The organism is Hungatella hathewayi WAL-18680 (genome assembly GCF_000235505.1).
Classification (GTDB): domain Bacteria; phylum Bacillota; class Clostridia; order Lachnospirales; family Lachnospiraceae; genus Hungatella_A; species Hungatella_A hathewayi_A.
Genome location: NZ_JH379027.1, coordinates 1,111,320 through 1,122,856 on the forward strand (window position 1 = coordinate 1,111,320; position 11,537 = coordinate 1,122,856).

At 50.7% G+C, this 11,537-nt stretch carries 11 protein-coding genes; 10 read left to right on the forward strand and 1 reads right to left on the reverse strand.

Annotated elements, in window-relative coordinates; genetic code table 11:
• Positions 1-16: 16 nt before the first annotated feature.
• Positions 17-1,048, reverse strand: a complete 1,032-nt coding sequence (locus HMPREF9473_RS05080) for a 3-deoxy-7-phosphoheptulonate synthase (protein WP_006778991.1) — start codon at positions 1,046-1,048, stop codon at positions 17-19.
• A 207-nt stretch (positions 1,049-1,255) separates the two neighbouring features.
• Here HMPREF9473_RS05080 and HMPREF9473_RS05085 point away from each other — a divergent pair, with 207 nt between their 5' ends.
• The 10 genes from HMPREF9473_RS05085 to HMPREF9473_RS05130 all read left to right on the forward strand — a co-directional run bounded on the left by HMPREF9473_RS05085 (position 1,256) and on the right by HMPREF9473_RS05130 (position 11,509).
• A complete protein-coding gene (locus HMPREF9473_RS05085) occupies positions 1,256-1,855 on the forward strand; it encodes a DUF4358 domain-containing protein (RefSeq protein ID WP_006778992.1) in 600 nt (199 codons plus the stop codon).
• 79 nt (positions 1,856-1,934) lie between these two features.
• Positions 1,935-3,368: an MBOAT family O-acyltransferase gene (locus HMPREF9473_RS05090; RefSeq protein ID WP_006778993.1), complete on the forward strand. Its 1,434-nt coding sequence runs from the start codon at positions 1,935-1,937 to the stop codon at positions 3,366-3,368.
• Between the two features lie 30 nt (positions 3,369-3,398).
• Positions 3,399-4,565: a DHHW family protein gene (locus HMPREF9473_RS05095; protein WP_006778994.1), complete on the forward strand. Its 1,167-nt coding sequence runs from the start codon at positions 3,399-3,401 to the stop codon at positions 4,563-4,565.
• 129 nt (positions 4,566-4,694) lie between these two features.
• Positions 4,695-5,324, forward strand: a complete 630-nt coding sequence (locus HMPREF9473_RS05100) for an MBL fold metallo-hydrolase (protein WP_034857980.1) — start codon at positions 4,695-4,697, stop codon at positions 5,322-5,324.
• Positions 5,325-5,375: 51 nt separating this feature from the next.
• Positions 5,376-6,557 (forward strand): hypothetical protein, encoded by a 1,182-nt coding sequence (locus HMPREF9473_RS05105; protein WP_138669904.1) that lies wholly within the window; start codon positions 5,376-5,378, stop codon positions 6,555-6,557.
• 157 nt (positions 6,558-6,714) lie between these two features.
• Entirely contained in the window at positions 6,715-7,110 is a 396-nt protein-coding gene (locus tag HMPREF9473_RS05110) for a hypothetical protein (protein WP_006778997.1), read from the forward strand.
• Between the two features lie 184 nt (positions 7,111-7,294).
• A complete protein-coding gene (locus tag HMPREF9473_RS05115) occupies positions 7,295-8,689 on the forward strand; it encodes an ABC transporter substrate-binding protein (RefSeq protein ID WP_006778998.1) in 1,395 nt (464 codons plus the stop codon).
• 31 nt (positions 8,690-8,720) lie between these two features.
• Positions 8,721-9,605, forward strand: a complete 885-nt coding sequence (locus HMPREF9473_RS05120; RefSeq protein ID WP_006778999.1) for a carbohydrate ABC transporter permease — start codon at positions 8,721-8,723, stop codon at positions 9,603-9,605.
• On the forward strand, positions 9,602-10,426 hold the full coding sequence (locus HMPREF9473_RS05125; RefSeq protein WP_006779000.1) for a carbohydrate ABC transporter permease: 825 nt from the start codon (positions 9,602-9,604) through the stop codon (positions 10,424-10,426). The genes HMPREF9473_RS05120 and HMPREF9473_RS05125 overlap by 4 nt, the downstream gene beginning before the upstream one ends.
• A gap of 12 nt (positions 10,427-10,438) precedes the next feature.
• Positions 10,439-11,509: a Gfo/Idh/MocA family protein gene (locus HMPREF9473_RS05130; protein WP_034857986.1), complete on the forward strand. Its 1,071-nt coding sequence runs from the start codon at positions 10,439-10,441 to the stop codon at positions 11,507-11,509.
• Positions 11,510-11,537 lie beyond the last annotated feature (28 nt).

Genomic DNA, 11,537 nt, shown 5'->3' on the forward strand with positions numbered 1-11,537 from the left:
TTTTTGTTACCAGTCTTTAATTTAAGCCCTCAGCAATCTCATAGATCAACCGCTCGGAATCCTCCCAGCCCAGACATGGGTCGGTGATGGATTTGCCGTAGCAGTGTTCGCCTACCTTCTGGCAGCCTGGCTCGATGTAGCTCTCTATCATGATGCCTTTGACCATGTCGCTGACTTCCTTGGCATGGCGGCGGCTGTGGAGTACTTCTTTGGTGATGCGGATCTGCTCGTGGTACATCTTGTTGGAATTGGAATGGTTGGCATCCACGATGCAGGCCGGATTCTGTAAATTCCGTTTGCCGTAAAGCTCATGAAGCAGGATTAAGTCCTCAAAATGATAGTTGGGGATACACTGGCCGTGTTTGTTGACGGCGCCTCTCAAAATGGTGTGAGCCAGTGGATTGCCCGGCGTGTGGACTTCCCAGCCACGGAAAATGAACTCGTGGGAGCCTTGGGCCGCCACGACGGAATTCAGCATGACGGACAAGTCGCCGCTGGTGGGATTCTTCATGCCGATTGGCACGTCGCAGCCGCTGGCTACCAGACGGTGCTGCTGGTTCTCCACGGAGCGGGCGCCTACGGCGATGTAGGACATTAAATCGGATAAATACCGGACATTTTCCGGATATAACATCTCATCCGCGGTGGTGAGGCCGGTCTCCTGAACCACGCGCATGTGCATGCGGCGGATGGCAATCAGACCTTCGTACATGTCCGGCTTCTTCTCCGGGTCCGGCTGGTGAAGCAGACCCTTGTAGCCCTCGCCGGTGGTCCGTGGCTTGTTGGTGTAGACCCGCGGGATGATGATGATTTTGTCTTTGACTTTCTCCTGGACGGGCACCAGACGGCTGGTGTAGTCGCAGACAGCATCCTCGTTGTCCGCGGAACAGGGGCCGATGATGACGAGGAATTTATCGCTCTCGCCTGTCAGTACTTTCTTGATTTCTTCGTCCCGTTTTGTTTTCACATCTGCTAACTGTGCCGGCAGAGGAAACTGCTCTCTGATTTCAGCGGGGGTCGGTAGCTTATTCATAAACTCAAGTCCCATAATATCCTCCTCTTTTCTCTGGGGTGCGCTTGATTCTTAGGAATATCGTAAGCGAATCGTAAATCGTTATCAATTGACTCTTACACATTGCTCAATTATAATATAGCATAGTAAAAATTGCAAAGATATTTTTACTTGACTATATGGCAGAATGCCGATTAGGTAAGGCGTACATGTCTATGCCGGAAAAATGAGGAGACTATAATTATGAGAAAAATGATACTTACGGCCGCAGCGGCCATGACGGTGTTTACGATGATGACCGGGTGCCAGGCGAAGCCGGCCGGAGATAACGGCCAGACCACCCAGGCCACGGTAGAACAGACAACCGAGGAGCAGACAACGACTGCCGCCAAGGAAATCAGTCTGGATGAAATTCACGCGGCAGTGAAAGAGGCTTACGGTGAGAATTACATTCCAAGCGCTGCCTTTGACGAGCAGGGAATGAAGGAACTTTTTGGAATTAACAGTGATCTGTATGACAGCTTCATCGCGGAAGGCCCCATGATCAGCGTTCACGTGGACACCTTTGTGGCAGTGAAGGCGAAAGAGGGCAAAGGGGAGGAAGTGGCACAGCATCTGAATGACTACCGCGATTCCCAGTTAAACGGCGCCATGCAGTACCCGATGAACCTGCCAAAGATTGAGGCATCCCAGGTAGTCCGCCACGGCGACTACGTATTCTTTGTCATGCTGGGAACCCCATCTGAGGAGGCGGAGGCCCAGGGCGAGGAAGCGGCTTTAGAGTCCGCCAAGGAGAATACCCAGATTGCCATTGACATCATTGACGGTTACTTCGCTTCTTAATTTTATATCGGACGATATATGGCCCGGGCTGTCAATGACGGTCCGGGCGTTCTATTTTCAGACATAGAGGGGGGAGAGCATGGTATTCAGCAGTTTATTATTTCTATTCCGGTTTCTGCCGTTGATGCTGGCGGCCTATTTTATCGTGCCAAGGCGGTTTCGCAATGGCGTGCTGTTTTTGGGAAGCCTGATTTTCTACGGGTGGGGCGAGCCGGTGTATATCGGGCTTTTGCTGTTTTCCACGGTGGTGGATTACACCCACGGGCGGGCCATCGGCTGGCTTTTGTCGCAGGGCAGACAGAAGGCGGCCAAATGGGTGGTGGTGTCCTCAGCGGTCATCAATCTGGGCCTGCTGGGATTTTTTAAATACACGGATTTTCTGCTGGGAGCGGTGAACCATGTGGCAGGGACCCAGATTCCGCTGTTAAACCTGGCATTGCCAATCGGAATCTCCTTCTATACCTTTCAGACTATGTCCTATACCATTGATGTGTATCGGGGGAAGACAAGGGTACAGAAAAACATCATCAATTTCGGCGCCTACGTGTCCATGTTCCCCCAGCTGATTGCCGGGCCAATCGTGCGTTACAGCACCATTGCGGAGGAGTTGGATGAGAGGCAGGAAAGCTATGAGATGTTTGGGGACGGCATCGCCTGTTTTGTCAGCGGACTGGGGAAAAAGGTGCTGCTGGCCAACACCATCGGAGCCCTCTGGACGGAGATTCAGGGAATCCCGGACGGGGAGCGGAGCGTGGTCTTGCTGTGGCTTGGCATTCTTGCCTTTGGGATGCAGATTTACTTTGATTTTTCCGGGTATTCGGATATGGCGGTGGGCCTGGGACGGATGTTCGGGTTTCATTTTCCGGAGAACTTCCGCTATCCCTACACATCAAAGAGCATAACGGAGTTCTGGAACCGGTGGCATATCTCTCTGGGAACCTGGTTCAAGGAGTACGTCTATATCCCTCTTGGCGGAAACCGAAAGGGAATCGGACGGCAGATATGCAATATCATGATTGTGTGGCTTCTGACAGGCATCTGGCACGGAGCCGGATGGAATTTCCTGCTGTGGGGCGTGTATTTCGGCGTGCTGCTGCTGTTGGAGAAGCTGGTGTTGAAACGGTATCTGGAGAAAATGCCGTCGCTGCTGCAGTCCGTGTACGCCATGCTGCTGGTGTTTCTGGGCTGGGTGCTGTTTGCTCATGACGATATGGCGGCGGGGGCATTGTACTACCGGCAGATGTTCGGGCTGGGGCAGATTGCATTTGTCAACGGGAGAACGCTCTATCTGCTGGTGTCCTATCTGCCGCTGCTTGTGATCACCGTGGCTGGCAGTACGCCCCATCCGAAGCGGCTGGCCGCCGCCCTGTTTCAGAAGCTGGGAGCCGGCAGGGATGAGGAGCCGGTGACCGTGACGGCCGCCGCCATCACGGCCATGGCGGTTGTGACGATTCTGGTGGTGGCGTATCTGGTGGACGCCAGCTATAATCCGTTTCTGTATTTCCGGTTTTAGGCGGCAGACGAGAAGGGAGGGCTGTGTACAGTGAAGAAAAAAGACAGAAAAAAACAGATGGTTCTCAGTTTTACCGGCTTCCTGGCCGGAGCCACGGTATTCAGCATGATGATGCCCCAGAAGGGATTCTCCGCCACGGAGAACCGGTACTTAAAAAAGCGTCCGGTGTTTACGGTGGAAGGGCTTTTGGATGGCAGCTATGGGCGGGATTATGAGACTTCCTTAAGCGACCAGTTTCCGGCCCGGGATGCATGGATTGGCATCAAGGTGATGGCGGAGCGGGCGCAGGGGCGGAAGGATGTCAATGGCGTTTACTTTGGGAAGGATGATTATCTGATTGAGAAATTTGACACGGAGGAGATCGAGGGAGAGCAGCTGGACAAGAATCTTAGCTGGGTGTCCACCTTTGCGGAGAAGGCGGAGGAGCGGCTGGGGGAAGACCGGGTGCGGATCATGCTGGTTCCCACCGCATCCCAGATTCTGAAAGACAAACTGCCCCTTCTGGCGGCTCCCTATGAGCAGAGTCTTGTGGCGGAGCGGCTGGCAGAGATGATGGGGGAGGACGGCCAGAGCCTGCTGGTGCCGGTGGAGGAGATGCTGGCGGCCCACGGACAGGAGGACATTTATTATCGGACGGACCATCACTGGACTTCCCTTGGCGCTTATTACGGTTACCGGGCGTGGGCGGAGTCGGTGGGAATAACGCCCTGGGAGCAGGACGCATTTTCCATTCAGATGGTAAGCGAGGAGTTTCTGGGGACCGTCTCCTCCAAAGTGAATCTGCCCCACAAACCGGATTCCATCAACCTGTATCTTCCAAAGGCGGAGCCGGCCTATGAGGTATTCTACGACGGCGCGCCGGAGCCGGCCCCCATGTATTCCTACAAGGCCCTGGAGGGGAAAGATAAATATGCCGTTTACCTGGACGGAAACCACGGACTGACGGAGGTGAGAAATCCCGGCGCGGCAGAGCAGGAGGGGGAGGAGCGAAAACTGCTGATCATCAAGGATTCCTTTGCCCACAGTTTTGCCCCGTTTGCGGTGAATCATTTTGGCGAGACCTTTATGATAGATTTGCGGTATTTCAACCAGAGTCCCCAGATCTTTATGGAGGAACACGGGATTACGGACGTGCTGGTGCTCTACCAGATACCCGGATTTTCCCAGGAAAAGACGGTGAGCAAGCTGATTCGGTAAAAAGTTTACCCAATAAATGCGTTTTTGAGGAAGAGACGGAGAAAGACTTCGTCTCTTTTTTATCGAATGTTGCACTGGTGACGAAAATGGGGTATATTAGTAGAAGAAACGTAGAAAGGTGATAAAAAGATGGAGAATAAGATGACGATAACCTGGCTGGGCCATTCCTGTTTTAAGTTAGAGTCACAGGGTTATTCCCTTATTTTGGACCCCTATTCGGATGGAAATGTTCCAGGTCTTGCATTCTTGAGAGAAGAAGCCAATATGGTGTTGATGAGCCACAATCACAATGACCATAACGCCAAGAAGAATGTGCAGCTGGTTAGAGATACGGCGCCAAATCCGTTTCGCATACAGGAACTTCACACATTTCACGACGAGATGGAGGGAGCGCTCCGGGGGGATAATACGATACATATCATTAATGACGGGACATACCGTGTGGCACATTTGGGGGATTTGGGATGCAGTCTGGACAGAGAGCAGGAGGACGCCCTCCAGGGGCTTGATGTTCTGATGATTCCTGTGGGGGGTTATTATACCATCGATGCGGTGAAAGCCCACCGGATTGCCGAGCGGCTGATTCCAAAGATAGTCATTCCCATGCATTTTCGCGGGGAGAATTATGGCTATAATGTGCTGGAATCGGTGGAGGAATTTTTAAAGCTGCGGTATGATGTGGTCCGCCATCAGGGGAATACGCTGGTACTCAAAAGAGATACGCCGTGGCAGACGGCGGTATTTACTTATAAGAGATAACTGGTATAATAGAGATAGCAGTTAAAATCTAAACATTGGGGTAGTAAGCGTATGAGAAATTATTTAGGGAAAAAAAGAGCGGGGAGCATGGCTCTTGGGGCCATGCTCTTTTTGAGTGTGGTATTAACCGGCTGCATAGGGCGAAATGTCGACGTTCCGGCAGAGAGTGAGCCATCGTCAGTCGAAACGCCAGCGGCCATGACAGAGGCGGAAGAAACGCCGGCGGAGACGGTGAGCGGTATGGAGGAGACATCCCTGATGGGACAGTCGGCCGGACAGGTTTATCTGTACGGGGAGATGCACGGCGAGCAGAAGATTATCGAAAAAGAGTTTGAGGTGTGGAAGGATTACTACGGCGGGGAGGGGCTGCGCCATATGTTTATCGAGGCGCCATACTATACCGCGGAATATCTGAACCTGTGGATGGAAGCTGACAGCGACGAGATTCTGGATGAGGTCTATGACGACTGGGAGGGCTCGGCGGCCCATAATCCGTATCTGAAGGAATTTTATCAGAACATCAAGCGGGAATGCCCGGAGACCGTTTTTCACGGGACGGACGTGGGCCACTGCTATGACACCACGGGAGAGCGCTATTTGAGTTACTTGAGGGAGAATAAGCAGGAAGATTCCGAGCCGTATGCCCTCACCCAGGAATGTATGGAGCAGGGGAAATATTTCTATGACAATTCAGACGACGTGTACCGTGAGAATAAGATGGTGGAGAATTTTGTAAATGCATTTGAGGCCCTGGATGGCGAGAGCATCGTGGGATTTTACGGCGGAGCCCATGTGGGCCTTGATGCTATGGATTATCTGACCGAGACCATTCCCTGCATGGCGAACCAACTCCATGCGCTTTATGGGGATGCGATTCACAGCGAGGATTTGACCTGGGTCAGGAAGGATATCGAGCCGGAGCGGATCGATATGGTCACGGTGGCCGGGAAGGAATACCAGGCGGCCTATTATGGGAAGGTGGATTTGACAGGCTTCAAGGACTTCGCATACCAGGAATACTGGCGTCTGGAAAATGCTTACGATGACTTTAAGGACATGCCGAAGACGGGCGACATGCTGCCCTATGACAATTACCCCATGCTCCTTGAAACTGGCCAGGTGTTCCGAGTGGAAACGGGTAAAGCGGACGGGACTGTGCTGAGAGGATATTACCGCTCCGATGGAAATAAGTGGCAGGGGAGAATCGCAACGGAAGAGTTCCGTGTGGAGTGATAGGAAATCCTATTTTAGGACGATTGGATGCCTGTTATCTAAATAAAAAATAAACACGGGCTGAAACTATTATTAAGAATCCCCAGGAGGATTGACTTCCGCCTGGGGGTTTATTATAGTAGGAGTATAGAAAGCAGTGTGAAAGGTGAGAGGCAAAGTGAAAGAGAAGATACAGCGTTTTATGATTGGGCGTTACGGAGTGGATGAGATGAACCGTTTTTTGATGGGGGTGACCATGGTCCTCATCGTCCTGGATTTGTTTCTCCGTTCCCACGTGTTATACCTGCTTGGAGCCTTATGCCTGATTTGGTGTTATTACCGAATGCTGTCAAAGAATATCAGCAAACGGTTCCAGGAGAACCAGAAGTATCTGAATCTGGAATTCCGTGTTAAGGAAGGCTGGAAGAACCTGAAATTCAAGATATCCCAGGCCCGCCAGTTCCACATCTACAAGTGCCCCGGCTGCGGCCAGAAGATACGGATTCCCAGAGGAAAAGGAAAAATCAGTATCCACTGCCCCAAGTGCCAGACGGATTTTATTAAGCGGAGTTAAATTGCGATACAACAAAATACGAATCCCTGAAGAGATGCACCTTGTATGCCGCTCTTCAGGGATTTTTTGCTGTGTTTTATTATTTTCCATATATTTTTTTATAATATGACATTTTATGTGATACTCACTTCCGTTATACTTAACTCACGAAACAAGTTGGAACCATAAAAATGGAGGGCAAAAGATGAAAAAGAGATTCCAAAAAACAGCAGCCATTGCAATGAGCGTAATCCTGGCCACGACATTAACCGCCTGCGGCAGTTCAGGCGGGGCCAGCGCCGGTGGGGAGAACGGACAGCCAGGTACGGATGGGGGAGCAATGACAGAAGAGTCAGGCGCCAAAGCTCCGGGAGATAAAAAAGAGAAAATTGAACTGACAGGAATGGTTCAGCAGTCCAGATGGTATTCCGGACTTCAGAAAATGGTGGAAAAGCTGGAGACAGATGAGAATATCGTCATTGAGTTTGAAGTGATTCCGGATGACCAGTACGACAATCTGATGAAGATGAGGCTGAATTCCCATGAGGCGCCGGATTTGGTTGCCTACCAGTTCGCGGACCTGTTTGCGGCGGTAAACCCGGAGGAATTTTTTATTCCAATGGATGGGGAAACCTGGATGTCAGATGTGATCGCGCCGGAACTGACGGAGTACAACGGGAAGCATTACGGGTACTGCTTTGAGGCTTCCAACGGATTCCAGGGACTGATTTACAACGAGGATGTCTTTGCGGAACATGGAATCACCGAACTGCCCAAAACCCTGGAGGAGTTCTACGGAATCTGCGACAAACTGAAAGAAGAGGGCGTGACACCTATCGCTATTCCTTCGGATACCTGGGTGCCTCAAATCTGGATGACTTCCGGCATGGCGAGAGCCCTTGGCACCGATGAGGCAAACGAAGAATTTGCAGAAAAAATCCTGACGAACCAGGCAAAATTCAATGATTACCCGGAGATGGCGGCGGTCATCGACGAGTATCTGGATTTGTTTAAAAAAGGGTATGTCAACGAAGATTTTATGACCGTGAGCTATGACGAGATTCTGGGAAGACTGGCTGGCGGTGAGATTGCAATGATTTATGGGGCAACGGAAATCCTCACTTCCATCGAGGAATCCTATCCTGATTCAAACTTTACGATATTTAATCCGCCGGTTGGCTATGATGAGAAGGATGTCCTTGCCTATCTGCCGACGGCCATGGGAATTGCAGTCAATAAAGACACGGAAAAACTGGATACGATTAAAAAAATATTTGAGGTTTGGAGCACGCCGGAGTATGGTAATCTCTATTTTGAGAGTCGTCCGGGATTCCCCAATATCAAGGGCATTGACGGAAATGAATCGGCCATGAACCCGGATATTCCAAAAATCTATTCCGAGTATATGGAAAGCGGACGGGTTGTGGCCCAGATGAACCAGTATATCGACACGCTGCAGCCGTTGTTTGGCAACACCTTGTGGGTTTACTTCCTGGAGGCTCCGTCGAAAGGAAATATGGACGGCGCTGCGGTTCTGGATCGTTTCCAGAAGGATGTGGAAAAATTTATGACAGAAAAAGGCGCGGAAGGCTGGAAGTAGGGAAACGCAGCAGGAAGTAAGGGATAATATCATGAAGAAATCAGGAAAAAAGGCGGTGATGTATCCGCTGCTGGCCGTGGTACCGGCCTTGGTGGTCTATACGCTGTTTGCCGTGGTTCCAATTGTAATCAGTTTTTTCTACTCGTTTACGGACTGGAATATGGAGCGGCTTTATGATTCCACATTTATCGGGATAAAAAATTACCTGGAACTGATCTCCAACCCCGTATTTTTAAAGTCCATTGGCAACACCTTTCTGTTTGCCGTGTCAACCACGGTATTAAAAACCGTGGTCGGGTTTGTGCTGGCTTTGGCGCTGGTCAAAAATCTGTACGGCAGAGGTCTTATGAGAGCCGTATTTTATGCGCCCTGTGTCATCAGCATCACCGTGGTTGGCGTGTTATTCAAATCCATACTCGCCAACCGGGGCCTGTTAAACAACGCGTTGGCGCTGATGGGGCTGAAATGGCTTTCCCATGACTGGCTGGGGAGCTATGGGACGGCGATGGGAAGCGTGATCTTTGTGGAGACCTGGATGTGGGCCGGATTTAACATGTTTATCTTTTTGTCCGGTCTCCAGGCCATCCCACAGGATTATTATGAGAGTGCGACGCTGGATGGCGCCTCGGCTTTTGAGAAATTTAAACATATCACCATGCCGTTGATTGTGCCATCCCTGACCGTGGTGGGAACCTTAAGCATCGCAGGCGGCTTGAAGGTGTTTGATATCATTTATGTCATCACCAACGGAGGACCGGGATTTGACACCCAGGTCCTCTCCACCTACACCTATCAGTCCTTCAGCCTTGGATTTCTGGGAGAATCAACGGCCGGTTCCATGATTCTGGCCGTGATAGTGGCCGCGATTTCCTTTGCGATGAACCGGTACTTGACAAAACGGGAGGTGGAGATGTGAAAAAGAAAAAGACAAAGCTGGAAATCCTGCTTTCTATTTTGCTGGCGGCCCTGGCAATGTTATACATCATTCCCTTTCTCATGATGGTATTGGGTTCCTTTAAGTCTCAGGCGGAGGCGGCAAAATTTGATTTGTCTCTCCCGTCGAAGTGGCTGTTTTCCAATTACGCCCATGTGATGGAATCGGGGAAAATTCTATCCGGGTATATCAACAGCGCCATAATCACAATTCCGGTTACCTTTGTGTCCCTGGTGCTGGGGGCCCTTGCCGGGATTGTGATATCGAGAAGGAATGACAGAATCTGTGAGGGTCTGTACTATTATTTTATTTTCGGTTTGACGCTGACGCTGCAGATTGCTTCGATTTTCTTTCTGTTAAAGGCATTTCACATTTACGGAACCTTTTTTTCCGTCATCTGCATTTTTATATCGCTGAGAATTCCGTTTACGGTGATGACATTTTCCAGTTTCGTGAAGGGGGTTCCCAAGGAAATCGACGAGGCGGCCATGATAGACGGATGCAGCTTTGGGAAGATGGTTTTTTATGTCCTGCTTCCGGTTCTGAAGCCGATTGCGGTGACCAATATTACCATAACCGCCATTGACGTATGGAATAATTTCATGATACCATTATTTTATTTAGGTTCCGCAAAAAAAGCGACGGTTGCCATGGCCATATACAGCTTTTTTGGCAGATATAACAGAGACTGGCAGTATGTGTTCGGGGCGCTTTCCCTTGCGGTGCTGCCCATGCTGGTGCTGTTTGTGATATTACAAAAACATATTGTGGCGGGGATGACCTCCGGAGCGGTGAAAGGGTGATGGGTGAACAGGATGAAAGCGAGATTTGTGGTAATTGGATATGGATGGAGGGCGGATTTTTTCTATCGTCTGGCGAGGATGCTGCCCAATCAGTTTGAGATAACGGCAGGGGTTCTTCGGACAAGGGAAAGAGCCGCACAGGCAGCGGAAGAGTATTCCGTGTTTGCGACGGACAATCTGGAAGAAGCATTGGAAACGAAGCCGGACTTTGTGGTTCTCTGCGTTCCGAGAGGGATTGTAAAGGACTATCTAATCCGTCTGATGAAGGCGGGATACCCGGTGCTTTGCGAGACGCCTCCGGCAAAGAACGTCCGGGAGATGGAGGAATTGTGGGAAGCCAAAGCAGCGTACAATGGAAAAGTCCAGGTGGTGGAGCAGTATTTTCTGCAGCCTTATTATGCCGGGCTGCTGCAGATTATTGATCAGGGGTATCTGGGAGAGGTGTCCGGTGTGATGCTGTCCGCCCTCCATGGATACCATGCGGTCAGCATGTTCCGCAAATTCCTGGGGGTCGGATTTGAGAATTGCCGGATTCAGGGGCAGAGATTTACCGCTGACGTGACGGCCACCAACTCCAGAAGTGGATTTGAGTATGACGGCAGGGTGATTCAGGCGGACAGAGACTGGGTTTCCATGGCATTTGAACAGGGGAAAACCGCTTTTCTGGACTTTTCCGGAGAGCAGTATTTCTCTCCCATCCGCACAAGGCGGCTGAATATCCAGGGCGTCCGCGGGGAAATCAATGATATGACAGTCCGTTATTTAAATAGAGAAAATGTCGCCGTCACCCAGGAAATACAGCGAAATGACATCGGCGTGTACAATAATATGGAGTGGTCACACAAGGGAATGATGTTTCTGGACAGGGAGATATACACCAATCCCTATTATCCCGCCCGGCTGAATGATGACGAGATTGCGGTGGCTTCCTGCCTGACAAACATGAAGGAATTCGTGGAGACGGGGAAGGAATTTTACTCGCTTAAAGAGGCGCTTCAGGACACCTATCTCTCCTTTGCCATGGAAGAGGCAATCGAAAAGAAGCAGATGGTGGAGACCAGCCGCCAGATTTGGGCGGATTAGAGCGGGGCAGCAGGTTTTTTCTGAGGCA

Bases quoted from the DNA above. Each gene is read 5' to 3' on its own strand.
- HMPREF9473_RS05080 (WP_006778991.1), bottom strand. From the start codon at position 1,048: ATGGGACTTGAGTTTATGAATAAGCTACCGACCCCCGCTGAAATCAGA.
- HMPREF9473_RS05085 (WP_006778992.1), top strand. From the start codon at position 1,256: ATGAGAAAAATGATACTTACGGCCGCAGCGGCCATGACGGTGTTTACG.
- HMPREF9473_RS05090 (WP_006778993.1), top strand. From the start codon at position 1,935: ATGGTATTCAGCAGTTTATTATTTCTATTCCGGTTTCTGCCGTTGATG.
- HMPREF9473_RS05100 (WP_034857980.1), top strand. From the start codon at position 4,695: ATGGAGAATAAGATGACGATAACCTGGCTGGGCCATTCCTGTTTTAAG.
- HMPREF9473_RS05105 (WP_138669904.1), top strand. From the start codon at position 5,376: ATGAGAAATTATTTAGGGAAAAAAAGAGCGGGGAGCATGGCTCTTGGG.
- HMPREF9473_RS05115 (WP_006778998.1), top strand. From the start codon at position 7,295: ATGAAAAAGAGATTCCAAAAAACAGCAGCCATTGCAATGAGCGTAATC.
- HMPREF9473_RS05120 (WP_006778999.1), top strand. From the start codon at position 8,721: ATGAAGAAATCAGGAAAAAAGGCGGTGATGTATCCGCTGCTGGCCGTG.
- HMPREF9473_RS05130 (WP_034857986.1), top strand. From the start codon at position 10,439: ATGAAAGCGAGATTTGTGGTAATTGGATATGGATGGAGGGCGGATTTT.